The 22,252-nt window shown below is 66.8% G+C and carries 23 protein-coding genes; 12 read left to right on the top strand and 11 right to left on the bottom strand.

Features of this window, described 5'->3' with window-relative positions; translation table 11 throughout:
• The first annotated feature begins 140 nt into the window (after positions 1–140).
• Together J2X67_RS15165 and J2X67_RS15160 are read left to right on the top strand one after the other, a co-directional pair.
• A complete protein-coding gene (locus J2X67_RS15165; protein ID WP_309954119.1) occupies positions 141–3,083 on the top strand; it encodes a DNA topoisomerase III in 2,943 nt (980 codons plus the stop codon).
• On the top strand, positions 3,080–4,075 hold the full coding sequence (locus tag J2X67_RS15160) for a tripartite tricarboxylate transporter substrate binding protein (RefSeq protein ID WP_309954118.1): 996 nt from the start codon (positions 3,080–3,082) through the stop codon (positions 4,073–4,075). The genes J2X67_RS15165 and J2X67_RS15160 overlap by 4 nt, the downstream gene beginning before the upstream one ends.
• 16 nt (positions 4,076–4,091) lie before the next feature.
• Here the strand turns inward: J2X67_RS15160 and J2X67_RS15155 are convergent, their stop codons facing one another.
• Positions 4,092–5,015: a LysR substrate-binding domain-containing protein gene (locus J2X67_RS15155; protein ID WP_309954117.1), complete on the bottom strand. Its 924-nt coding sequence runs from the start codon at positions 5,013–5,015 to the stop codon at positions 4,092–4,094.
• Positions 5,016–5,127: 112 nt separating this feature from the next.
• On the opposite strand from J2X67_RS15155, the gene J2X67_RS15150 reads away from it, so the two are divergent.
• The 3 genes from J2X67_RS15150 to J2X67_RS15140 all read left to right on the top strand — a co-directional run bounded on the left by J2X67_RS15150 (position 5,128) and on the right by J2X67_RS15140 (position 7,260).
• The gene (locus tag J2X67_RS15150) at positions 5,128–6,093 is read left to right on the top strand and encodes a tripartite tricarboxylate transporter substrate binding protein BugE (protein ID WP_309954116.1); all 966 of its coding nucleotides are present in this window, start codon (positions 5,128–5,130) and stop codon (positions 6,091–6,093) included.
• A gap of 12 nt (positions 6,094–6,105) precedes the next feature.
• The gene (locus tag J2X67_RS15145) at positions 6,106–6,984 is read left to right on the top strand and encodes an N-formylglutamate amidohydrolase (RefSeq protein WP_309954115.1); all 879 of its coding nucleotides are present in this window, start codon (positions 6,106–6,108) and stop codon (positions 6,982–6,984) included.
• 96 nt (positions 6,985–7,080) lie between these two features.
• Positions 7,081–7,260: a hypothetical protein gene (locus J2X67_RS15140; RefSeq protein WP_309954114.1), complete on the top strand. Its 180-nt coding sequence runs from the start codon at positions 7,081–7,083 to the stop codon at positions 7,258–7,260.
• 12 nt (positions 7,261–7,272) lie between these two features.
• On the opposite strand, the gene J2X67_RS15135 is transcribed toward J2X67_RS15140, so the two are convergent.
• Positions 7,273–8,160 (bottom strand): type 1 glutamine amidotransferase, encoded by an 888-nt coding sequence (locus J2X67_RS15135; protein ID WP_309954113.1) that lies wholly within the window; start codon positions 8,158–8,160, stop codon positions 7,273–7,275.
• Positions 8,161–8,286: 126 nt separating this feature from the next.
• On the opposite strand from J2X67_RS15135, the gene J2X67_RS15130 reads away from it, so the two are divergent.
• Positions 8,287–9,342 carry a sugar phosphate isomerase/epimerase gene (locus J2X67_RS15130; protein WP_309954112.1) on the top strand — a complete coding sequence of 352 codons (1,056 nt, stop codon included), beginning with the start codon at positions 8,287–8,289 and terminating at the stop codon, positions 9,340–9,342.
• 15 nt (positions 9,343–9,357) lie between these two features.
• On the opposite strand, the gene J2X67_RS15125 is transcribed toward J2X67_RS15130, so the two are convergent.
• Entirely contained in the window at positions 9,358–10,821 is a 1,464-nt protein-coding gene (locus J2X67_RS15125) for a PLP-dependent aminotransferase family protein (RefSeq protein WP_309954111.1), read from the bottom strand.
• An 83-nt stretch (positions 10,822–10,904) separates the two neighbouring features.
• Here J2X67_RS15125 and J2X67_RS15120 point away from each other — a divergent pair, with 83 nt between their 5' ends.
• From J2X67_RS15120 to J2X67_RS15095, 6 genes are all read left to right on the top strand, one after another.
• Positions 10,905–12,161, top strand: coding sequence for an MFS transporter (locus J2X67_RS15120; RefSeq protein ID WP_309954110.1), 1,257 nt, complete (start codon positions 10,905–10,907; stop codon positions 12,159–12,161).
• Between the two features lie 389 nt (positions 12,162–12,550).
• A complete protein-coding gene (locus tag J2X67_RS15115) occupies positions 12,551–12,817 on the top strand; it encodes a hypothetical protein (RefSeq protein ID WP_309954109.1) in 267 nt (88 codons plus the stop codon).
• A 58-nt stretch (positions 12,818–12,875) separates the two neighbouring features.
• Complete coding sequence (infA, locus tag J2X67_RS15110; protein ID WP_015867950.1) at positions 12,876–13,148, top strand: translation initiation factor IF-1; 273 nt, start codon at positions 12,876–12,878, stop codon at positions 13,146–13,148.
• A gap of 82 nt (positions 13,149–13,230) precedes the next feature.
• Complete coding sequence (dbpA, locus tag J2X67_RS15105) at positions 13,231–14,673, top strand: ATP-dependent RNA helicase DbpA (protein ID WP_309954108.1); 1,443 nt, start codon at positions 13,231–13,233, stop codon at positions 14,671–14,673.
• Positions 14,674–14,772: 99 nt separating this feature from the next.
• On the top strand, positions 14,773–14,943 hold the full coding sequence (locus J2X67_RS15100; protein ID WP_164547821.1) for a hypothetical protein: 171 nt from the start codon (positions 14,773–14,775) through the stop codon (positions 14,941–14,943).
• Between the two features lie 93 nt (positions 14,944–15,036).
• Positions 15,037–15,357 (top strand): hypothetical protein, encoded by a 321-nt coding sequence (locus J2X67_RS15095; protein ID WP_309954107.1) that lies wholly within the window; start codon positions 15,037–15,039, stop codon positions 15,355–15,357.
• Here J2X67_RS15095 and J2X67_RS15090 read toward each other — a convergent pair.
• The 8 genes from J2X67_RS15090 to J2X67_RS15055 all read right to left on the bottom strand — a co-directional run.
• The gene (locus J2X67_RS15090; RefSeq protein ID WP_309954106.1) at positions 15,354–16,286 is read right to left on the bottom strand and encodes a fatty acid desaturase family protein; all 933 of its coding nucleotides are present in this window, start codon (positions 16,284–16,286) and stop codon (positions 15,354–15,356) included. The genes J2X67_RS15095 and J2X67_RS15090 overlap by 4 nt on opposite strands.
• Before the next feature lie 72 nt (positions 16,287–16,358).
• Positions 16,359–17,027: a GntR family transcriptional regulator gene (locus J2X67_RS15085; protein WP_309954105.1), complete on the bottom strand. Its 669-nt coding sequence runs from the start codon at positions 17,025–17,027 to the stop codon at positions 16,359–16,361.
• 29 nt (positions 17,028–17,056) lie between these two features.
• Positions 17,057–18,352 (bottom strand): FAD/NAD(P)-binding oxidoreductase, encoded by a 1,296-nt coding sequence (locus J2X67_RS15080; protein ID WP_309954104.1) that lies wholly within the window; start codon positions 18,350–18,352, stop codon positions 17,057–17,059.
• Positions 18,349–18,597, bottom strand: a complete 249-nt coding sequence (locus J2X67_RS15075; RefSeq protein ID WP_309954103.1) for a (2Fe-2S)-binding protein — start codon at positions 18,595–18,597, stop codon at positions 18,349–18,351. The genes J2X67_RS15080 and J2X67_RS15075 overlap by 4 nt, the downstream gene beginning before the upstream one ends.
• Positions 18,594–19,700, bottom strand: a complete 1,107-nt coding sequence (locus tag J2X67_RS15070) for an FAD-dependent oxidoreductase (protein WP_309954102.1) — start codon at positions 19,698–19,700, stop codon at positions 18,594–18,596. The genes J2X67_RS15075 and J2X67_RS15070 overlap by 4 nt, the downstream gene beginning before the upstream one ends.
• Positions 19,701–19,711: 11 nt before the next feature.
• Positions 19,712–20,647: a 4-hydroxyproline epimerase gene (locus J2X67_RS15065; RefSeq protein ID WP_309954101.1), complete on the bottom strand. Its 936-nt coding sequence runs from the start codon at positions 20,645–20,647 to the stop codon at positions 19,712–19,714.
• Between the two features lie 13 nt (positions 20,648–20,660).
• Complete coding sequence (locus J2X67_RS15060) at positions 20,661–21,803, bottom strand: branched-chain amino acid ABC transporter substrate-binding protein (protein WP_309954100.1); 1,143 nt, start codon at positions 21,801–21,803, stop codon at positions 20,661–20,663.
• Between the two features lie 38 nt (positions 21,804–21,841).
• Positions 21,842–22,252: dihydrodipicolinate synthase family protein (locus J2X67_RS15055; protein WP_309954099.1), on the bottom strand; the 411-nt coding region annotated here is incomplete at its 5' end.

Here is a 22,252-nt window from a genome sequence, read left to right as displayed (position 1 = left end):
GCGTGCGCACACGCGGGAAGCCGCAGATTGTATGTGGCCCCCACGCTCTCGCACGGCGTGTCGTCGCTGCCCCCCGAAGGGGGCCGCAGGTCGCCTTGAGGCGGCTCGGCGCCGGCCTGGGAACTCTTTTAGGAATGTTGATGAAGACTTTGGTAATTGCAGAAAAGCCGTCGGTGGCACAGGACATCGTCCGCGCCCTCACGCCGGTGGCCGGCAAGTTCGACAAACATGACGAGCATTTCGAGAACGAAAGCTATGTCGTGACCAGCGCTGTCGGCCACCTGGTCGAAATCCAGGCGCCCGAGGAGTTCGACGTCAAGCGGGGCAAGTGGAGCTTCGCGAACCTGCCGGTGATTCCGCCCCACTTCGACCTGAAGCCGGTCGACAAGACCAAGACGCGCCTGAACGCCGTGGTCAAGCAGGCCAAGCGCAAGGACGTGACGCAACTCATCAATGCCTGCGACGCGGGCCGCGAGGGTGAGCTGATCTTTCGCCTGATCGAGCAGTACGCAGGCGGCAAGACCGGTCTGAACAAGCCGGTGAAGCGCCTGTGGCTGCAGTCGATGACGCCGCAGGCCATTCGCGACGGCTTCGACGCGCTGCGCACCGAAAAGCAGATGCAGGGCCTGGCCGACGCAGCGCGCTCGCGCTCGGAGGCCGACTGGCTGGTGGGCATCAACGGCACCCGGGCCATGACGGCCTTCAATTCGCGCGACGGCGGCTTCTTTTTGACGACGGTGGGCCGCGTGCAGACGCCCACGCTCTCGGTGGTGGTCGAGCGCGAAGAAAAGATCCGCAAGTTCGTGAGCCGCGACTACTGGGAAATCCACGGCGTATTCCAGGCCGAGGCCGGCCAGTACCCGGGCAAGTGGTTCGACGCGAACTTCAAGAAGCCGCCGGCAGGCCCCGACGGCGCAACCGATGCCGAGATTCGCGCCGACCGCGTATGGAGCGAGCGCGAAGCCCGCGAGATTGCCGATGCGGCGCGCGGCAAGCCGGCTACCGTCACCGAAGAAAGCAAGCCGACCACACAGGCTTCGCCGATGCTGTTCGACCTGACGTCGCTTCAGCGCGAGGCCAACGGCCGCTTCGGCTTCTCGGCCAAGACCACGCTCGCGCTGGCGCAAAGCCTGTACGAACGCCACAAGGCCCTGACCTACCCGCGTACCGACTCGCGCGCACTGCCCGAAGATTACCTGCCGGTGGTGAAGGACACGATGAAGATGCTTGCCACAAGCGGCATGAAGCACCTTGCCCCCTTTGCGCAGCAAGCGGTCGACGGCAGCTACGTGAAGCCCAACAAGCGCATCTTCGACAACGCCAAGGTGTCGGATCACTTTGCCATCATTCCAACGCTGCAGGCGCCCAGCGGACTTTCGGACGCCGAGCAGAAGCTCTACGACTTCGTGGTGCGCCGGTTCATGTCGGTGTTCTTCCCGAGCGCCGAATTCCAGGTGACCACGCGCATCAGCACCGTGGAAGCCGGTGGCAAGAAGTACCCGTTCCGCAGCGACGGCAAGGTGCTGGTGAAGCCGGGCTGGCTCGCCATCTGGGGCAAGGAAGCCATCAACGACGATGACGAGAAGGACGGCAAGAACCTGGTGGTGGTGAAGCCCGGCGAAACGGTAAAGACCGAATCGGCCGACCTGAAGGCGCTGAAGACCCGGCCACCGGCGCGCTATTCGGAAGCCACGCTGCTGGGCGCAATGGAAGGCGCCGGCAAGACCATCGACGACGACGAACTGCGCGAGGCCATGCAGGAAAAGGGCCTGGGCACGCCAGCCACGCGCGCAGCCACCATCGAAGGCCTGATCGCCGAAAAGTACATGCTGCGCGAAGGCCGCGAGCTGATTCCCACAGCCAAGGCCTTCCAGCTGATGACGCTCCTGCGCGGCCTGGGCGTTGAAGAACTCTCCAAGGCCGAGCTCACGGGCGAGTGGGAATACAAGCTCGCGCAAATGGAAAAAGGCGCGCTCAGCCGCGATGCCTTCATGCGCGAAATTGCCGAGATGACGCAGCACATCGTCAAGAAGGCCAAGGAATATGACCGCGACACCGTGCCCGGCGACTACGCCACGCTGGCCACGCCCTGCCCCAACTGCGGCGGCGTGGTGAAGGAAAACTACCGCCGCTACAGCTGCACCGGCAAGGCCGGACAAGAGCCCTGCGGCTTCTCGTTCGGCAAGTCGCCGGCTGGCCGCACCTTCGAAGTAGCAGAGGCCGAGGCGCTGCTGCGCGACAAGCACATCGGCCCGCTGGAAGGCTTCCGCTCCAAGGCCGGCTGGCCCTTCACGTCGGAGATCGTGCTGAAGTTCGACGACGAAGCGAAGAACTGGAAGCTCGAGTTCGACTTTGGCGACGACAAGAACGCCGACACCGGCGAGATCGTCGACTTCAGCGAGCAGGACACCGTGGGGCCCTGCCCCATGTGCGGCGCGCCGGTGTTCGAGCACGGCAGCAACTACGTCTGCGAAAAATCGGTGCCCACCAACGCGCAGCCAACGCCGAGCTGCACCTTCAAGACCGGCAAGATCATCCTGCAGCAGCCTGTGGAGCGCGCACAGATGGAGAAGCTGCTTGCCACCGGCAAGACCGACCTGCTCGACAAGTTCGTGAGCATGCGCACCCGCCGCGCCTTCAAGGCCTTCCTGACCTGGAACGCCGAAGAAGGCAAGGTGACCTTCGAATTCGCCCCGCGCGAAGGCGGCAGCAAGTTCCCGCCGCGCAAGACCTTCGGCAAGGCGGCCCCCGCGGGCAAGACGGCCGCAGCCAAGAAGGTGGCGGGCAAGAAGGCCCCTGCCGCCAAGAAAGCACCGGCCGCGAAGAAGGCCGCCGCGCCGCGCAAGCCCGGCGCGGGCCTGAAGCCGAGCGACTCGCTGGCCGCCGTGATCGGTGCCGAGCCGGTGGCGCGCACCGAAGTCATCAAGAAGCTGTGGGACTACATCAAGGCCAACGGCTTGCAGGACGCGACCAACAAGCGCGCGATCAATGCCGACGCCAAGCTGAAGCCGGTGTTCGGCAAGGACCAGGTCACGATGTTCGAACTGGCGGGCATCGTGGGCAAACACCTGTCGGCACCATGAAGGCGCAGCGCAGGCGTTTCGCCGCCGGCCTGGTGGCCGGTGCCGCGGTATTGTTTGCCGGCACGTGCGGCCTGGCGCAGGCCGCCGCGTGGCCTGACAGGCCCGTGAAGCTGGTGGTGCCCTTCCCGCCCGGACAGGCCACCGACATCTTCGCGCGCGCACTTGCCGAGCAGCTCGGCAAGCGGCTGGGCCAGCCGGTGATCGTCGACAACAAGGCCGGCGCCGGCAGCAACATCGGCACCGAGTTCGTGGTGCGCTCGCCGGCCGACGGCTACACGCTGGTGGTGGCCGGAAGCGCGATGGCGGTGAACCAGACGCTCTACGCCAAGCCGGGCTTCGACCCGCGCAAGGACCTGGTGGGCATCTCGCTCATCGCCACGGTGCCGCTGGTGTTCCTGGCCACGCCCGAAAGCGGCATTCGCAGCATGGCCGACCTGGCCGCACGCGCCAGGGCCGAGCCCGGCAAGCTGAGCTACGCGAGCGCCGGCATCGGCGGCACGCAGCACCTGTCGGGCGAAATGTTCAAGTCGGCGGCGCGCGTCTTCATTACCCACATTCCCTACCGCGGCAGCGGCCCGGCACAGGCGGATTTTCTTGGCAACCAGGTGCCGCTGATGGTCGACTCCGTGACGGCCGCGCTGCCGCACATCAAGTCGGGCCGGGCGATTGCGCTGGCGGTGACATCGGCCAGGCGCACCTCGCAACTGCCCGATGTGCCCACCGTGCGCGAAAGCGGCGTGTCGGGAACGAAAGACTTCGAAGCCGTGGGCTGGCTCGGGCTGATGGCGCCGCGCGGCACCCCGCCCGAGATCACGGCGCGTTTGAGCCAGGAAGTGACCGACATCCTGAAGAGCGAGCAAATGGCGCGCTTCATACGCGAGCGGGGCTCCGAGCCCACGCCCACCACGGGCCCGGAGTTCGACCGATTCGTGGCAAGCGAGATCCAGCGCTGGGGCGGCGCAGTGAAAGCATCGGGCGCCAAGCCTGAATAGATAAACGCCGCGCCGGTCAGGTGAGGGCCGGCGGCGTTTCCGCGTTGCGATCGACCTCCGCCAGCAGCCAGCGGCGGAAATGGTCGAGCGTGGCCAGCTGGCCCCGGCCCTCGGGGTAGCAGAACCAGTAGCCCTCGTTGCCGCGGTAGCCGCCGCCAGGGAGCGGCTCGTCCACGAGGCCGGAGGCAATTTCGTCCTGCACCAGGCAACGTGGCACCAGGGCCACGCCCATGCCCACCATCACCGCGCGGATCATGGTCTGGAACTGGTCGAACTGCGGGCCGGCCAGCGGATCGAGTCCGCGCACGCCGTGCGCCTCGCTCCATTGCAGCCACGATTGCGGCACGGTCACGTGGCGCAGCAGCGTGCAGCGCGCCACGTCTTGCGGCGTGCGAATGGCCACCTCGGCCTGGCCGGCACGCGGCGCGATGAGCGCCACGTCCTGCCCCGCAAGGTAGTGCGAGCGAGCCCCGGGCCAGTGGCCGTCGCCAAAGAGGATGGCGCAGTCGAGCTCGGGCCGCTCGAAGTCGTAGCCGTGGGTGTAGGGCACGAAATGCAGGGTGATCTGCGGATGGCTGCGCTGAAAGTCGGGCAGGCGCGGAATCAGCCACTTGGCGCCGAAGGTGGGTAGCGTGGACAGGTGCAGCGCGCCGCCGCCGTCGCCGCTGGTAATGAGCTCCAGCGTGGCGGCCTCAAGCTGCGCGAGCACGGCGCGCACCGACTTCTCGTAGCGCTCGCCCGCTGGCGTGAGCGCCAGGCGCTTGCGGCTGCGCTCGAACAGGGGAACGCCAATCCAGCGCTCAAGCTCCTGCACCTGCTTGCTGACAGCGCCCTGCGTCAGGTGCAGCGCTTCCGCGGCGCGCGACACGCCGCCAAAGCGCACCACGGTAGAGAAGGCGCGCAGCAGGTTCAGGGGCGGGTTGAGGCGGCGGAGCGACATGGCTGGAAGCCCATTAAAACATTCCAAATCAGAATGTTAGCGGGTATATCCTTTGCTTTAAGTAACGCAGCAACTTTTGCTCATTACCCTCTGTCTCATTGGAATAGACCCCATGCAACGTCGTCATCTTCTTTCCGCCCTGGCTGCCGTTTCTGTCGCTCCAGGAATATCCTTTGCCCAGCAAGGCAAGCCGATCCGCATGATCGTGCCCTTCCCGCCCGGCGGCGCCACCGACATCACCGCGCGCGTGCTCTCGGAGCCGCTGGCCAAGATCCTCCAGCAGCCCGTGGTCATCGACAACCGCGCTGGGGCCGGCGGCTCCATCGGCATGGCCGAAGTGGCCCGCGCGGCGCCGGACGGCCTTGCCTTCGGCGTGGCCACCCTCTCCACCCACGGCGTGAATCCGGCCGTCTACCAGAAGCTCCCCTACGACCCGATCAAGGGCTTTGTCGCGGTGACCGAGCTGGTGAAGGCGCCGGGCGTCGTGGTCATCAACCCGCAGGTGCTGCCGGTGAAGAGCTTCGCCGAGCTGGTGAAGTACCTGAAGGCGAACCCCGGCAAGGTGTCTTACGCATCGCCGGGCAACGGCACCATCGGGCACATGTGGGGCGAGCTCTTCAAGAGCAGCACCGGAACCTCGATGGTGCACATCCCCTATCGCGGTGCGGGCCCGGCCATCAATGACGTGCTCGCGGGCGAAGTGCCGGTGTATTTCGACCAGGTGGCTTCGTCGCTGCCGCATGTGAAGGCGGGCAAGCTGAAGGCACTGGCGGTGTCGTGGAGCAGCCGGCTCGACGTGTTGCCCGAGGTGCCGACGTATCGCGAACTGGGCTATCCGGCCAACAACGATCCCTCGTGGTTCGGGCTGGTGGCGCCCGCCGGCACGCCGGCCGACATTGCGCTGCGCATGCAGCAGGCCGTGGCCACCGCACTGAAGGACGCCACGGTGCGCGAGCGGCTGGCGCTGCAGGGGCTCTACGCCTCGGGCACCACGCCCGCGGAGTTCGCCAAGCAGATCGACAGCGAGATCGAGAAGATGAAGAAGGTTGCCGCGTTTGCCCGCATCCGATTGGACTGACCTGATTTGCCTATGCACCCAGTCTTGAAACTGATCCAAACCCGCGCCCAGGTGACGAGCGTTGCCGGGCGCACGCCGCTGGTGCTCGATTCGCCGCACAGCGGGACCGTCTACCCCGAGGACTTCCGGCCTGCGTGCGACCTGGCCACGCTGCGCCGGGCCGAGGACACGCACGTCGAGAAGCTTTACGCGTTTGCGCCCGCCATGGGCGCGGCCTGGATAGAGGCGCACTTTCCGCGCAGCTACCTGGACGCCAACCGCGACACCACGGAGCTGGACACCACGCTGCTCGATGGCCCCTGGACCGAGCCGCTTTCGGACGACCCGCGCGTGCTTTCCAAGGTTCGGCTCGGCAAGGGCCTGATCTGGAAGCTCACCGACGAAGGCCTGCCCATCTACGACCGGCTGCTTGCAGTGGACGAGGTGCGCGGGCGCATCGACAACTGCTGGCGGCCGTACCACGCGGCGGTGGCCGAGGCGGTCGAGGCTGCGCACGTGCGGCACGGCTACAGCATTCATATCAACTGCCATTCCATGCCGGCAATCGCAGGCAGCCATGCCACGGATTTTCCGGGGCTCGCGCACGCGGACTTCGTCATTGGCGACCGCGATGGCAGCACCGCCGACCCGGCGCTTTCGCAAAAGATCTGCGAGCATCTGCGCGCCCACGGCTACAGCGTGGACTACAACCACCCCTACAAGGGCGTGGAACTGGTTCGCCGCCACGGCCGGCCGGCTGAAAACCGGCACAGCATCCAGGTCGAGATCAATCGCAAGCTCTACATGGACGAGGCCACGCTGGCGCTCGACGAAGCGGGTGCGGCGCGGCTGCAGGAGCACCTGCGGTCGCTGGTCGAGATGCTGCTGGCCACCGATCCGCGCAAGGGCTGAACGCCTTGGCGCGCGTGCGTGTTGTTACAGCCCGCAGGCGAGCCTCGGGCCTTCCCGGTCCTATAGTGGCTGCAAGTCAAACATCCTGGAGATTGCGTGAAGCCAATCATTGCAGCTGTTCTTGCCATTGCAGTGGGCGCCCTGGCGGGCTGCGCCGGTACCGGGTCGGCAAGCGGCGGTGACCGCGCCACCTCGTCGTCGGGCAGCGGCGTAACGGTGTTCGGCACCATCGATGCCGGCGCCAGCGGCAGCACCAACCGGTCTGACCGGCGCTAGCCGCCGGAAGGTTCAGCGGCGCAGCAGCGCCTGGCGCAGCACCCGCGCCGCGCGGTCGCGAATGCGCCCGGGCCCTGCATTCGGCGTGGTGCGGGGCGCCACCTTCGCAGTGGCGCAGGCCCACAGAAAGTCATGCAGGATGGGCGTGTCGTCGACCGTCTCGGTGCTGCCGTACTTGTGGAACTCGGGGTGCCACTGCGTGGCCGCTATGTAGCTGCGGCCGCGCTCGGGGCGCCGCCGGATGGCCTCTGGCACGCGGTCGGGCAGGCTCCAGGCCTCGATCTCGAAACCCGGTGCGAGGTCTTTCACCCCCTGGTGGTGAATGCTGTTGACCCGCGCAGTCTTTACCTCGGGATAGAGCTTGGACAAGCGGGTGCCGTCCACGATTTCGATCTGGTGAAAATTCTGGTCGTAGGTGACGGGGTCGCGGTGCCGCACGGCTTCAGGGTGATGGTGCTGGGCCTCGATGTCCTGGTACAGCGTGCCGCCGAAAGCAACGTTGATCAGCTGCAGCCCGCGGCACACACCGAAGATGGGCTTGCCGGCCTGCTCGAAGGCTTCGACCAGCGCCAGGTCGTACAGGTCGCGAATGCGGTCGCCCACCCACGCGTCCTTGAGCGGCACCTCGCCGTAGCTGCCGGGCCATACGTCGGCGCCGCCGTGCATCACCACACCATCGAGCCATTCGGCGTAGTGCGACAGCTTGGTGTCGCCGCGTGCGGTTTCGCCCGTGGGGCAAGGCACCATGACCACCATGGCGCCGGCCGACATGAGCCAGTGCGCGATCGACTGCTCGACGTACTGGAGCGTCTTGTTGGTGAACAGCGAGCGCGCCGGGTCCGCGTGGGAAAAGCAGGCAGACAGGCCGATCTTCAGCCGGGCGGAGACGGGTTGTGGCATCGCGATGCTGGCAGCAGGTGCTGTGCGAAAAGGAAAGTCCATTTTGGCGCTTTGGCCTCTCGCACGGGGTCGGACGACACGCCAAGTATGCTTTCAACGCCGCCACGACCAAGAAGGAAGACAAGCATGAAGACGATCAAGGGCCCGGCCATTTTTCTGGCCCAGTTCGCGGGAGACCAAGCCCCGTTCAACTCGCTCGACGCCATTGCCGGCTGGGCCGCCGGCCTTGGCTACAAGGGCGTGCAAATACCGAGCTGGGACGCGCGCCTGTTCGATTTGAAGAAAGCCGCCGAGAGCAAGACCTACTGCGACGAGGTAAAGGGCGCGCTCGCCGCGCACGGCGTCGAGATCACCGAACTGTCGACCCATCTGCAAGGCCAGCTGGTTGCGGTGCATCCGGCCTACGACGCGGGCTTTGACGGCTTTGCGGCGCCCGAGGTGCGTGGCGACCCGGTGCGGCGCCAGCAGTGGGCCGTGGAGCAACTGCACTTCGCGGCCAAGGCCTCGGCCAATCTCGGCCTCACGGCGCACGCCACCTTCTCGGGTGCGCTGGCCTGGCCTTACCTCTACTCATGGCCGCCGCGTCCGCCAGGGCTCATCGAGGAAGCCTTCGACGAACTCGCGCGCCGCTGGCGGCCGATCCTCGACGCGTTCGATGCAGCGGGCGTGGACGTGGGCTATGAAATCCATCCCGGCGAAGACCTGCACGACGGGGTGAGCTACGAGATGTTCTTGGAGCGCGTGAACAACCATCCGCGCGCCTGCCTGCTGTACGACCCGAGCCACTTCATGCTGCAACAGCTCGATTACCTGGCGTACATCGACCACTATCACGAGCGCATCAAGATCTTTCACGTGAAGGATGCCGAGTTCAACCCGACCGGCAAGCAAGGCGTGTACGGCGGCTTCCAGAGCTGGATCAACCGGGCCGGGCGCTTCCGCTCGCTGGGCGACGGGCAGGTCGACTTCGGCGCCATCTTCTCGAAGATGGCGCAGTACGACTTTCCGGGCTGGGCGGTGCTCGAATGGGAATGCTGCATCAAGCATCCCGAGGACGGCGCGCGCGAGGGCGCGGCCTTCATTGCCGACCACATCATTCGCGTGGCCGAGCGGGCCTTCGACGACTTCGCTGCCGGCGGGGTGGACGTGGCCGCGAACAAGCGGATGCTCGGAATCGGTTGATGCGCTGATGGGCTCTCAGAGCAGATCCACAAGGCGCCGAACCGCCCCGTCGATCTGCGATTCGCCGATGAGGCCGTAGCCGAACGCCAGACCGTTGGGCACGCCTGGCGCCAGCGGGTCCCAAGCGAAGCGCGACAGCGGCGGCAGGGTGATTCCGGCTGCGGCGGCGCGCTCGACCACCGCATCGGCGCGCATGCCGGTGCGCAGCCAGGCCGACAGGTGCAGCCCGGCATCCGAGGGAATCGCATCGAGCCGCCCTGCCCCGTGCCGCGCCAGCGCCTCGAGCAACGCTGTGCGCCGCGCGCCGTAGATCTTGCGCATCTTGCGGATGTGGCGTGCAAGGTGCCCTTCGGCAATGAACGCGGCAAGCGCCTCCTGCCCGAGCACCGGACCGTGCCAGTCGGCCAGCTCGCGCGCCCGCACCAGCGCCGCGCGCGCCCACGGCGGTGCCACCACAAAGCCGAGCCGCAGCGCGGGAAAGAGGCTCTTGGAGAAAGTGCCCACGTAGCAGACCGACTCGGCGCGGTCGAGCGTCTGCAGCGCATCGAGCGGGCGGCCGGCAAAGCGGAATTCGCTGTCGTAGTCGTCTTCGATAACGACGGCGTTGCGCGCCTGCGCGAAGGCCAGCAGCGCCGCGCGCCGCTGGGGCGACATCGCAACGCCGGTGGGAAACTGGTGCGAAGGCGTCACGCAGATCACGCGCGCCTCGGGCGGCAGTTGGTCCACGCACAAGCCTTCCGCGTCGGTCGGCACGGGAACCACCTTCGCGCCCGCCGCAGTCATGGCCTCGCGCAGCGACGGATAGAAGAGCTGCTCCACGGCGACCACCGTGCGCCCCGGCACCACGAGAATGCGCGCGAGCAACCCGAATGCCTGCTGTGCGCCGGCCGTGACCACGATGTCTTCGGCGGTGCAGCCGACCGCGCGCGTGAACGACACGTGGCTGGCGATGGCTTCGCGCAGCGCGGACTGGCCCTGCGGATCGGCGTAGTCCGCCGGCCCTCGCGCAATGCGACGCAGGGCGCGGTCGGACAGGCGGCGCCAGATATCGAACGGAAAAGCGCTGATGTCGGGCAGCCCCACGCGAAAGTCGTCGCGCGCGGGCGATGGCTGCAGCGTGGGTGCGAGATCGGCGCCGGGCACGCCGAGCGGCACCAGCCGTGCATCGCGCCGGACGGCCCCGCCCTTTAAGGCGCGGCCGCGGCGCGATTGCGGCACGGCCACGGTGTCGGCCACATAGGTACCGGCGCCGGGGCGCGCCAGCAGGTAGCCCTCACTCAGCAACAGGTCGTAGGCCGCAAGCATTGTGTTGCGCGACACGCCCAGGCGCTGTGCCAGCGTGCGCGTGGCGGGCAGGCGCGCGCCGGGCTGCAGCCGGCCATCCAGGATGGCGGCGCGCAGTTGCCGGTGCAGTTCGCGCAGCAGTTCACGCGAGCCGGTGCCGGGCAGGCGGATGGCGAGTTCGAAAAGTGGCTCCATGGACTTCGCCGATTGTGGTTCTTTTGAAGAGCCAATCGCAAGCCTATTCTGGATGCCTCGAAACGCTCGACGGAGTTCCTGCCATGCATACCGCCTCCATCAACGCACCGGCATCGCAACCTGCGGAACGCCTTCCCCTGGGCCTGGCTTGGCTCGCACTCGGCGCGTTCGCCATCGGCACCGAGAGCTTCATGGTTGCCGGCCTGTTGCCGATGTTGGCGACCGACCTGCAGGTCAGCGCCACGCGCGCTGGACAACTCGTGCTGCTGTTTGCGCTGAGCTATGCCATCGGCTCGCCGGTGATGGCTGCGGTATGTGCCCGCTTCGGGCGCCGGCTCCTCCTTGTCGCCAGCCTTGCTGTCTTCTCGGGCCTTGCGCTGGCGGCGGCAATGGCGCAGGGCTTTGCCCAACTGGCACTGGCGCGCGTCGCGCTGGGGCTGGTGGCCGGCGTGTTCCTGCCGACCGCGAGCGCGGTGGCCGCATCGATGGTCTCGCCCGCGCTGCGCGGCCGGGCGCTCGCCATCGTGGCAGGCGGCGGCACCGTGGCAGTGGCGCTCGGCGTGCCGCTGGGCGCCTGGATCTCGGGCTGGGGCGGCTGGCGCATGGCCTACCTGCTGATTGCAGCGGTGGCAACGCTGGCGGCCGTGGGCCTGGCGATGGGATTGCCGCGTCCGTTGGCCGGCGCGGCGGTTGTGCCTGCGGCTGCAGCGCGTACTTCGTCTTTTGCGGTGGCACGCGAACCTGGCGTGCTGCCGGCGTTGCTCACCACCGTGCTCTGGGCCACGGGCGGGTTCAGCTTCTACACGTACATCGCGCTGTTCCTTTCCGGCACGCTGGGCTTCGGGCCTGAAGGAGTAGGCGCGGTGTTCTGCACCATTGGCGTGGCGGCCGCCCTAGGCACCGCGGCGGGCGGCTGGGCGACGGACCGCTTTGGCGCGGACCGCGTGGCGCAGGGCTTTGCGCTGATGCTGGTGGTGATCCTGGGAGGGCTCTCGCTGTCGGCACAAATGCTGCCGCGCGGCCTCGCCCTGCCGCTGATCGTGGGCCTGTCGACGCTCTGGGGCTTTGCGGGCTGGGGGTTTGGACCCGCACAGGCGGTGCGGCTTATTCGACTTGCACCGGAACGCGCACCGATGACGCTGTCGCTCAACGCATCGGCGGTCTACCTTGGCATTGCGGCGGGGTCGGCATTGGGCGGGGCAGCGATCGACTGGGTGGGCGTAGGCGCAATCGGCTGGGTTGGCGCGGCCTGCCAGCTCGCGGGATTGGGACTGATCTGGCACGCCGCACGCAGTGCGCGAGCCGCCCTTTTGACCGCAACTGCACCGCTGGCCATCTGAATCTCCGCCGTCAGCTATATTTTTAGTAGCACTGAGTGCCCGCGTGACGGGCCCTGACAGCCAATTCACCCAATCGTTGTTTTTAAGACAAGCAACTGTCATGCCCTGCGGGCTATAATGTCGGGTTCGTTTCGATACCACGACGAAGCACTTTTCGTCACTCCGCCGGCTGACCTGCAACGTCCCTTGGATTTTTCAGGCCTCTTTCTTTCAAGCCGGCTTCACAGTGTGTTGGAGCGCCAGACCGGGCGCCCATGATTGCCACCACTGCCTTCGTTCTTGTTGAAGCGAATAGCGCGTCCGCCGCGCCGTTCTGGCCGGCCCACGCCCGTTTTCAATTATTTTTTCGGCATTTTGCGCACAACTTTCGCGCAGGGTGCCAAGGCTTCATGGACATCATTCAACACAGTATCGCGGTGGGCAAGTACCTTGTTTCCCCGCTCATTCGCCACCAGGACGACGGCAAGTACGCCGCCTCCGTCTCGATCCGCTCCGGCCGTGGCAGCGGCATGCACGACCGCGTGATGCGTTTCACGCCGCGCTTTGCCAGCCATGCCGCCGCGGTGCGCTATGCCGTCGACCAGGGCCTTTGCTGGGTGCGCGAAAGCAGCAGCCCGCGCAGCACCGCCCCGCTCGCGCTTTCGTGCGCAGGCTGAAACAATTACGCCCATCTTCATATCCAACACACATCGAACGAGTCAGAGGTAATCACACATGCCCAAGGAAGAACTGATCGAAATGAACGGCGCAGTGACCGAAGTCCTGCCCGACTCGCGCTACCGCGTGACGCTCGACAACGGCCATCAGCTGATCGCCTACAGCGGCGGCAAGATGCGCAAGCACCACATCCGCATCCTGGCGGGTGACAAGGTGTCGCTCGAGCTCTCGCCCTACGACCTGACCAAGGGCCGTATCACCTTCCGCCACCTGGAGCGCCGCGGCCCCCCGCCGACGAACTCCGGCAACAACAACGCACCTCGCCGCTGATCCGCGACGGACGAAGGGCCTTGCGGCACCCCGCAAAGGGTGCTGGCAAGGCCTTTGTTTTTCCGGGTCCGGCTGCCGAACGATGACCACGACCAATTCCACAGCCGACGGCTCCCCAGCCCAGGCCCAGGCCGACCACGGCTTTGCCACGCTGGCGCTCTCGCCCCAGATGCTGGCCAACCTCACGCAGCTCGGCTACACGCAGATGACGGCCATCCAGGCCGCCGCGCTGCCGCCTGCATTGCTCGGCAAGGACCTGATCGCGCAGGCCAAAACGGGCAGCGGCAAAACCGCCGCCTTTGCACTGGCGCTGCTCTCCAACCTCAACCCGCGCCGCTTTGCCATCCAGGCGATGGTGCTGTGCCCCACGCGCGAGCTGGCCGACCAGGTCACGACCGAAATCCGCCGCCTTGCCCGCGCCGAAGAAAACATCAAGGTGGTCACGCTCTGCGGCGGCGTTGCGCTGCGCGGGCAAATTGCCAGCCTGGAGCACGGCGCGCACATCGTGGTGGGCACGCCGGGCCGCATCATGGACCATCTGGAGCGCGAGAACCTGAACCTCGAGGCGCTCAACACCCTGGTGCTCGACGAAGCGGACCGCATGCTCGACATGGGCTTCTTCGACGACATCGTGAAGGTGGCCCGCCAATGCCCCAAGGAGCGCCAGACGCTGCTGTTTTCGGCCACCTACCCCGAAGGCATTGGCAAGCTCGCGCAGCAGTTCATGAAGAGCCCCGAGCAGATCACGGTGCAGGCGCAGCACGAAGGCAGCAAGATCCGCCAGCGCTGGTACCAGGTGAAAGAAAGCGAACGGCTGCACGCCGTGAGCATGCTGCTCGACCATTTCCGCCCCGTGAGCACGCTGGCCTTCTGCAACACCAAGCAGCAGTGCCGCGACCTCGTCGAGGTGCTGCAGGCGCAGGGCTTCAGTGCGCTGGCGCTGTTCGGCGAGCTGGAGCAGCGCGAGCGCGACCAGGTGCTGGTGCAGTTTGCCAACCGCAGCTGCTCGGTATTGGTGGCCACCGACGTGGCCGCGCGCGGGCTCGATATTGCGCAGCTCGAAGCGGTGATCAACGTCGACGTGACGCCCGACTCCGAAATTCACATCCACCGCGTCGGCCGCACCGGCCGCGTAGGCCAGCAGGGCGGCGCCGAGGGCCTGGCCCTGAACCTGGCCAGCATGGATGAGATGGGCAGCGTCGGCAAAATCGAGCAGTTGCAGGGCCGCGAATCCGAATGGCACGACCTGGCCGAACTCACGCCCGGCAAGGGCGAGCCGATGCGCCCGCCGATGGCCACGCTGCAGATCGTGGGCGGCCGAAAAGAAAAGATCCGCGCCGGCGACGTGCTGGGCGCGCTCACCGGCGACTGCGGCTACACCAAGGACCAAGTCGGCAAGATCAACGTCAACGAGTTCTCGACCTATGTGGCCGTGGAGCGTGGCATTGCGGCCGAGGCTGCGCGCAAGCTCTCCAGCGGCCGCGTGAAGGGCAAGAGCGTGAAAGTGCGCCTGCTCGAACTCTGAAAGAAACCCTGTCATGCCCGTTGCTTCGGCTTCTGGCAGGCAAAATCCCCGCTGTGGCCTAATTGGCCCTCGAACATTACTTTTTTACCCGAGCTTTTCATGCCCAAGAAAATTCGTACCGAAGCCGACCGCGTTGCCACCCCGAAGCCGACGCCCCTGCCCGGCTACGCCCTGCCCAAGTCCGGTGGCGGCCAGAAGGTCAGCCTGGAACGCGGCACCGCAACGCGCAGCAAGAAGAACCCCGGCAAGCGCGCAAAGAAGGGCGGCTGATCCAGTAGCCCCGCCGGCTCGCAAGAGCCACGACGAACGCGCCCCCGGGCGCGTTTTGTCATTGGGGCAGCCCTGGCCCAAGATCCACGCGCGATGTCCGACGAGAACCAGATCTTCATTCCGCCCTCGTTCTTCGCGGTGTACAGCGACGCGCGCAAGCGCCTGCTGGAGCCCATCGGAGTCGTGCGCGAGCGCTACGAGATCTGCGAAGACCTGGCCAACCACCTCGTGGGCCACGCGCAAATCCAGCACCACACCGAGGTGCCGGTCGAAAGCGAGATCCTCCGGCGCATCCATGCCGGGCTGGCCATGCCCGAAGGTGGCGTATCGCCCGCGGAGGCCGACTGGATCGTGCAGCGCCTGGCCGAATTGCTGGGCTGGCCAAGCCCCGGGCCTGAAGAAAACGGCAGCTAGGCAGGCTGCGCCGGGGCCGCACGCCTCAGCAGGCTCAGGTAGCCGGGCTGCACTTCCATGCGCGCGGTGGCGCCACGTTGCCGCAGCAGCTGGTGCGCCTGGGGCAAGCTCCAGCAGGGCAGGCCCGTGAACATGTGGTGCTCGCAGTGGTAGTTGACCCAATACGGCGCCACCAGCGCGCGTTCGAGCCATCCGGCGTGCGTGGTGCGCGCCTGGCGCAGCGGGTCGGCCTCGTTCTGCGCCACCAGCGCATGCTCGGCAATGTTGCGCACGCGGCTCACGAGCGGCAGCCAGGTGGCCATGGGCAGCAGCCACATCAGCAGCCATGCCCACCCGTAGCCTGCCAGCGCGAAGGCCAGCAGACCGACTCCGTTGCCAAGCAAAAAGCGCCGATCCTTCGCGAGCTCGCGCCCGAACACCTTGAGTGCCGATTCACCCGGCGCGCGGCTTCGGAGGCCTTCGGCAATATGGCCGAAGCGCTGCTTGTAGAAGGTCTGCCCGCTCAGGTCGCGCACCACCTTGCGCCACATCGATGCGCGCGTGATCGGAAACGGCGCAGACAACACCAAGTCCGGGTCTTCGGTCTGCTGCACGAAGCGGTGGTGCTGCAGGTGGTACGGCCGATAGTCGCGCAGCGTATGCGAGCACAGCCAGTATGCGACCCAGTCGTTGACCTTGCGGTTGCGGTGCACGCCCGCATGCGCGGCGTCGTGCATGAGGATAAAAAGCCCCAGCTGCCGCGCGCCGACGATGGGCACGATGAACGGCACGGTCCACGGCCAGGCGATGCCCACGAGCATCGCGGCGCCAATCACGCCCCAGCAATGCGCAACCAGCCACAGTCCCTTCCATGACGAACGGCTGGTGAGCGACCGCCACTCTTCGGCGGTGAAGAAGTCTTCGGGTTGGGCGCGGGGTGCGACGGCCATCGGGCCAGTATGCGCCGCAGGGCCCGGCAGATCACGCGTAGTTCCCCGGTATTGGCCGCGTGGCTCTTCGGCTTACTTGTCGATGATCTTGCGGGCGAAAAGCTCGAGGTAGTCCATGAGCCGGTTGGCACCCGCCACGGCCGCGGCCTCATTGCCCGTGGCAATGCCCTGTGCCAGTTCGAGGTGCGCATTGGCACCTTCGACGATCTCGCCTTCATGCTGGTAGGCGTACCAGAAGCGCCGGCACTGCACGATGAGCGGGATCACCGCCTTTACCGCCGAATCGTTGTGGCTCGCCTGGTGATTGACGAGATCGAGCGCGCGATCGGCCTTCATGTAGTCATTCAGGTCGCCGCGATGGGCGGCCTCGACCATCACCTCAGCGCAGCGCACGATTTCCTTGCGCTGCAGCGCGGTGGCGCGGCGCGCAGAGCAGGCTGCAATCAGCAGCTCGAGCACACGGCGGGTCTGGATCACGTCGAGATGGTCGGCCAGATCGATGGTCGACACCAGCAGGCCGCGGCGCGGCTGCTGCACGATGAGGCCGATGGACACCATGCGCATCAACGCCTCTCGTACTGGCGTGCGGCCAAGGCCGGTGCGCTCGGCCAGGTCGGCCTCGACCACCTGGCTGCCGGGCTCCAGCTGCATGGTGGAAAGCAGCGTTTCGATCGCGTCGTAGGCAAGGTCGGCGGCCCGTCGCTTGGGCTGGGGGCGGGGCAAGGTCTTCGGAGTGGCCATGGTTTTTTTCTTATGAAGCTGCTTCGGTTTCATTTTCGGTCCACATCGTTGCCGTGGGCCGCAAGGCCTGCCAGGGTTGCAATGCGCGCCGGAAAGAGCGGCGGCCGGGGAGCAGGCGGGGTCCAGCCGAAGAGGAACTGCGCCGCATCGCCGCATACGCGGCCCTGGCACGCGCCCATGCCGCAGCGGCGATGCAGCTTGGCGTCGGTCCAGCCGGTGCAGCCGGCAAGCGCGGAAAGCGGCACGTCTTCGCAGCGGCACACCAGGGTGTCGGGCTGCGGCATCTGGCGGATGTCCGGGGCAAGCGCAAAGCTTCGATGCAACTGCGCGGCAAAGGCGTTCCAGCGGGCGCGATCGGCCACATGCGGCTTTGCGTCGCGTTCGTTGCTGACCGCGGCGAGACCTGCAATGCTGCCCTGCGCAAGGGCACGTTCGCTGCCGCCGAAGCCGGTGCACTCGCCGGCCGCATAGACGCCTGGCACGCTGGTGCGCTGCCATGCATCGACCGCGAGTGCCCGCGCACCGCCGTCTTCAGGCGTGAGAGCGCAGCCGAGCATCTGGCCTAGCTGCGTGTTGGGCGTAAGGCCAAAGCCGCAAGCCACGCGCTCGCATTCGATTCGAACATCGCGCTCCCCCTGCCGAACCCGGACCGATTCGACTTGGCCGTTGCCTTCAACGGAGACGATGCGCGACGAAGTGCGGTATCGCGCATTGCCTAGCGTCGCAGCCTGGGCAGCCTTGCCAGGCCAACGCAGCAGATTGACCGCAAAGCCCGCCACCGCTGCGAACGAGGCCTGCTCGGCAATGCGCACGACCTTCGCGCCCGCAGCGCGCGCAGTGGCCGCAGCCGCGAGCAGCAAAGGCCCGCTGCCCGCGATGACGATGCGTTCGCCCTCCACGCGCAAGCCCGCCTTGATGAGCGCCTGCAAGCCGCCCGCGCCGGTGACGCCCGGCAATGTCCAGCCAGAAAAAGGCAGCAGCAATTCGCGTGCGCCGGTACACAGAACCAGCTTCTTCCATTGCACGCGCCAGCCGCGCACCACGTCTTCGAGCAGCAGTTCGTTGGGCGCGGGCACAGCGACCACGCGCGTGCCGCTGCAAACGCGGATGTTGGCGTGGCGCTCGAGTGCCTCGCGCCACTTGCGTGCGGCGGGTGGCAATGTGGTGCCAGGGCCATCGCGCCAGATCTGCCCGCCGGGCGCGGGGTTGTCGTCTATCACGACGATCGATGCGCCACTGGGCGCAGCCGCCACCGCCGCGGCCATGCCCGCCGGGCCCGCGCCGACGATCAACAGGTCGCAATGCTCCAGCGTCATGGCCGTCATGCCGTGGTCTCCACCTGCATGCCTTCGGCGCAGACCGTCTGGCATGCGAGCATGCGCCGTCCATCGACCCGCACCCGGCATTCCTGGCACACGCCCATGCCGCAGAACGGGGCGCGCGCTTGGCCTGAGACGGAGCTTCGCGCAATGCCCATGCCGCCGGCAACGCGCAGCGCCGCAGCCACCGAGCTGCCCGCTTTCACGCGGACGACGCCGCCATCGATGCGGAGCGATATTTCGCTGCTCATGTGAGCCGCTCCGCCAGGCCGCGCGGCGCGTAAGGCGCTGCATCGAACTCAGGGGCAAGGCCAGTCATCAGCGCCGCGAGCAGATGCGCACTGCCCGGCGCGGTGGTCACGCCCAGGCCTTCGTGGCCGACCGCGAGCCAGAGCTTCTCGCGCCATGGATGCTTGCCGAGCAGCGGCAACCCGTCGGGCGTGGCGGCGCGCATACCTGTCCAGGAGCGCACGGCGGTGAGGTTCGCAAGGCCAGGCAGGTAGTCGAGCGTGCGCTGCAGCATGCGCGCGAGCATGGGTGCTTCGACGGGCGGGTCGATGGTGTCGAACTGGCGTGAGGAGCCGATCAGCAGTTGCCCCGTAGGCCGCGGCTGCACGTTGAACGCGACCGAGTCGCCTTCGCTGTGATGCGCGCTTGTGACGTAGCCGAGCTCGACGAGCTGGTGATGCACGGTGCCCGGATAGCGGTCGGTAATCAGCAAGTGGCCCTTCTTGGGACGGATAGGCAGCTCAGGGCACAGCGTGGTGGCCTCGATGCCATTGGCGAGCACGATCTGCGACGCAGTGCGGCGGCTGCCATCTGCCAGCCGCAGCGTGCCGTCGTCTTCGATGGCGTCGACCTTCACATGTTCGGTACGCACGGAATCTCCGCCCTGCCCCAGCAGCCAGCGTGCTGCGCTAGGCGCATACAGGATGCCGTCGCCGGGCACCAGCAGCGCACCAGCGAGCCCGTTGCGCAACGCAGGCTCGGCACGCGCCAGCTCGGCCTTGCCCAGCAGACGGCTTTCGATGCCGTGCGCGCGCAACCTCTGCTGCTTGCGTTCAGCCTCGGCCATTTCTTCTTCGTTTGCAGCAATCCAGAGGGTGCCGCAGGCGCTGTACGCGCAGTCTTCACTCATGCGCGGCGCGAGGGCCCGCCACTGCGCGGTCGAATGGCTGCTCAGTGCAAGCTCGGCCGGGTTGTCGTCCATGACGACCAGGTGCCCCATGCCAGCGCCGGTGGCCCCGCCGATGTGTGCGTCGAGCACCAGCACCCGCCGGCCCGCCTGCGCCAGTGCATGGGCGCAGGCGGCGCCGACGATGCCGGCCCCGATGACGATGACGTCCGCGTCCATGCAGCGGGGCGTCAGAGCCGGATGCCCCACCCGAACGGATCGTTGTCGTCGATCAGCAATGTGGCTTCGGCGCTGATGTGCGCACGGCCCCGCAAGGTTGGAATGACCTTGCCGTCTTCCACCGCGTAGCTGGCTTCGAAGCGGCTGCCGATCACGCTGGCCTGTGTCCACACTGCGCCCGGTGCGAGTTTGCCGTCGGCCGCAAGGCAGGCGATCTTGGCGCTGGTGCCGGTGCCGCATGGCGAGCGGTCGTAGGCGTTGCCGGGGCAGAGCACGAAATTGCGGCTGTCAGCGCCCTCCCCGTCATCAGCGAAAAGTTCGATGTGGTCGATCTCGGCGCCTTCTGCGCCCGTGATGCCCTGCGCCGCGAGCGCCTTGCGAAGTGCCTCGGTGTAGCCGGTGAGCGCGGCGAGGTTGTCGCTGGCCACGCGCTGGCCGTGGTCGCTCACCAGGAAAAACCAGTTGCCGCCCCAGGCGACGTCGCCCCGAACGGTGCCGTGGCCCGGCAGCTCCACGGCTACTTGATGCAGGTGCCGATACGCCGGTACGTTGCGCACGCTCACCGAGCCATCGTCATGCAGCGTGGTCGTGACGGTGCCCACCGGCGTTTCGATGCGGTGTTCGCCCACGCCGATGCGCCCCATGTGCGCGAGGCTTGCCACCAGCCCGATGGTGCCGTGGCCGCACATGCCGAGGTAGCCGGTGTTGTTGAAGAAGATCACGCCCGCCGCGGCATCCTTGGAAACCGGCTCGCACAGCAGCGCACCCACCACGACGTCGCTGCCGCGCGGCTCGATCACGGTGGCGGTGCGCCAGTTGTCGTGCCGCTCGGCCAGCAACGAGCGGCGCTCGGCCATGCTGCCGGTGCCCAGGTCGGGGAACCCGCCGATGACCAGGCGCGTGGGCTCGCCGCCCGTGTGCGAATCGACGATCTGGATGCGCTGCATGTGTTCCTTCGGCTCAATAGCTGGCAAGCGCAACGGGCGCTGCGTTCTTGAAGGTGAACACCGTCACCGGCGCCTGCTTCATGTTGCCCTTGTCGTCATAGCTGTAAGTTGCGGCCACGCCCTTGTAGGTGGTCTTGTACAGCTCGGCGCCCACCTTGTCGGGGTCGATGGAGTTGGCCTTTTGCATCGATTCGCCGATGAACATCATCTGGTCGTAGTAAGAAGCCGCATAGGCATCCGCATCGACATTGAAGCGCTTCTTGAACTTGGCCTTGAACGCCGGGCCGCTCTGCGCCTTTTCGAGAATGGAGCCGCCCTGCGCGCAGAACACCAGGTCGTTGACCGCATCGCCGCCGAGCTTGCCGGTGGCCGGGCTGCACACCGTGTCGCCGCCCAGCAGCTTGCCGGGCACGGCGAGCTGCTTCATCTGGCGCGCCATGGGCGCGGCCTGAGGCGCATAGCCGCCGAAGAAGATGGCTTCGGGCGCCTTGGCCTTCATGTTGGTGAGGATGGCGGTGAAGTCCACGGCCTTGTCGGTGGTGAACTCCTGGCCGACGATGGTGAGGCCCTGCTTCTTCGCCTCCTTGGTGAACTCTTCCGCAAGGCCCTGGCCGAAAGCGGTGCGGTCGTCGATGACGCCCACCTTGGTGACCTTGAGCACCTTGGCCGCATACACGGCCATGCTCGAGCCGATCTGGTTGTCGCTTGCGATGATGCGGTACAGGTTCTTGTAGCCGCCCTGCGTGACCTTCGGGTTGGTGCCCACGGTGGAAACCATGGTGCCCCCGTCGGCGTAGATGCGCGATGCCGGAATGGCTACGCCCGAGCAGTACGGCCCCATGACGTATTTGACGCCGTCGTCCACGAGCTTTTGCGCAACGCTCACGCCGCTCTTGGCGTCGCACTGGTCGTCTTCGGACACCAGTTCGAACTTCAGCGTCTTGCCGCCAGCCGTGATCTTCTTCGCGTTGAGTTCCTCGATGGCAAGGCGCACACCGTTTTCATTGTCCTTGCCCGCGAATGCATTGGGGCCCGAGAGCGGACCGCTGTGGCCGATCTTCACTACCTGCTCTTGCGCGCTGGCGTGGCCTGCGATGGTGAGGGCAGCAAGGCCCACGAGGCCGATGAAAGGGACCATGCCTACTTTTGTCTTCATGCTTCTTCCTAGGTTGGGAACAATGAAAAGAGCGGTTATTACATAACCGACTGGTACTGCACAGGCCTGGTGGCCAGCGCCTTCTTCACGATCGCCTCCACGGCCGCGCGCTCCTCGCCCACCAGCGGCAGGCGCGGGCGGCGCATGTGCTCGCTGCCCACCCCCACCAGCGCATCGATCAGCTTCAGGTTCTGCACCAGCTTGGTCGACACATCCAGGTGCAGCATCGGCGTCATCCACTGGTACAGCTTCAGCGCCTCGGCAAACTTGCCCGCCTTCATCAACTCATAAAGCGCCACCGTCTCGCGCGGGAACGCACAGCCCACCCCCGCCAGCAACCCGTCGCAGCCCAGAGCCAGCCCCTCGTACGCCAGGTCGTCCACCCCCAGGAACAGCTGGTAGCGGTCGCCCACCGTGTTGCGCAGGTCCGTGATGCGGCGGATGTTGTC

This window comes from Variovorax sp. 3319 (genome assembly GCF_031456585.1).
GTDB lineage: Bacteria > Pseudomonadota > Gammaproteobacteria > Burkholderiales > Burkholderiaceae_C > Variovorax > Variovorax paradoxus_P.
Note: the sequence above shows the minus strand (reverse complement) of the source record. Positions and strands in the feature narration are given on the sequence as shown.

Bases quoted from the DNA above. Each gene is read 5' to 3' on its own strand.
- J2X67_RS15165 (WP_309954119.1), top strand. From the start codon at position 141: ATGAAGACTTTGGTAATTGCAGAAAAGCCGTCGGTGGCACAGGACATC.
- J2X67_RS15160 (WP_309954118.1), top strand. From the start codon at position 3,080: ATGAAGGCGCAGCGCAGGCGTTTCGCCGCCGGCCTGGTGGCCGGTGCC.
- J2X67_RS15155 (WP_309954117.1), bottom strand. From the start codon at position 5,015: ATGTCGCTCCGCCGCCTCAACCCGCCCCTGAACCTGCTGCGCGCCTTC.
- J2X67_RS15150 (WP_309954116.1), top strand. From the start codon at position 5,128: ATGCAACGTCGTCATCTTCTTTCCGCCCTGGCTGCCGTTTCTGTCGCT.
- J2X67_RS15145 (WP_309954115.1), top strand. From the start codon at position 6,106: ATGCACCCAGTCTTGAAACTGATCCAAACCCGCGCCCAGGTGACGAGC.
- J2X67_RS15135 (WP_309954113.1), bottom strand. From the start codon at position 8,160: ATGCCACAACCCGTCTCCGCCCGGCTGAAGATCGGCCTGTCTGCCTGC.
- J2X67_RS15130 (WP_309954112.1), top strand. From the start codon at position 8,287: ATGAAGACGATCAAGGGCCCGGCCATTTTTCTGGCCCAGTTCGCGGGA.
- J2X67_RS15125 (WP_309954111.1), bottom strand. From the start codon at position 10,821: ATGGAGCCACTTTTCGAACTCGCCATCCGCCTGCCCGGCACCGGCTCG.
- J2X67_RS15120 (WP_309954110.1), top strand. From the start codon at position 10,905: ATGCATACCGCCTCCATCAACGCACCGGCATCGCAACCTGCGGAACGC.
- J2X67_RS15115 (WP_309954109.1), top strand. From the start codon at position 12,551: ATGGACATCATTCAACACAGTATCGCGGTGGGCAAGTACCTTGTTTCC.
- infA (WP_015867950.1), top strand. From the start codon at position 12,876: ATGCCCAAGGAAGAACTGATCGAAATGAACGGCGCAGTGACCGAAGTC.
- dbpA (WP_309954108.1), top strand. From the start codon at position 13,231: ATGACCACGACCAATTCCACAGCCGACGGCTCCCCAGCCCAGGCCCAG.
- J2X67_RS15100 (WP_164547821.1), top strand. From the start codon at position 14,773: ATGCCCAAGAAAATTCGTACCGAAGCCGACCGCGTTGCCACCCCGAAG.
- J2X67_RS15095 (WP_309954107.1), top strand. From the start codon at position 15,037: ATGTCCGACGAGAACCAGATCTTCATTCCGCCCTCGTTCTTCGCGGTG.
- J2X67_RS15090 (WP_309954106.1), bottom strand. From the start codon at position 16,286: ATGGCCGTCGCACCCCGCGCCCAACCCGAAGACTTCTTCACCGCCGAA.
- J2X67_RS15085 (WP_309954105.1), bottom strand. From the start codon at position 17,027: ATGGCCACTCCGAAGACCTTGCCCCGCCCCCAGCCCAAGCGACGGGCC.
- J2X67_RS15080 (WP_309954104.1), bottom strand. From the start codon at position 18,352: ATGACGGCCATGACGCTGGAGCATTGCGACCTGTTGATCGTCGGCGCG.
- J2X67_RS15075 (WP_309954103.1), bottom strand. From the start codon at position 18,597: ATGAGCAGCGAAATATCGCTCCGCATCGATGGCGGCGTCGTCCGCGTG.
- J2X67_RS15070 (WP_309954102.1), bottom strand. From the start codon at position 19,700: ATGGACGCGGACGTCATCGTCATCGGGGCCGGCATCGTCGGCGCCGCC.
- J2X67_RS15065 (WP_309954101.1), bottom strand. From the start codon at position 20,647: ATGCAGCGCATCCAGATCGTCGATTCGCACACGGGCGGCGAGCCCACG.
- J2X67_RS15060 (WP_309954100.1), bottom strand. From the start codon at position 21,803: ATGAAGACAAAAGTAGGCATGGTCCCTTTCATCGGCCTCGTGGGCCTT.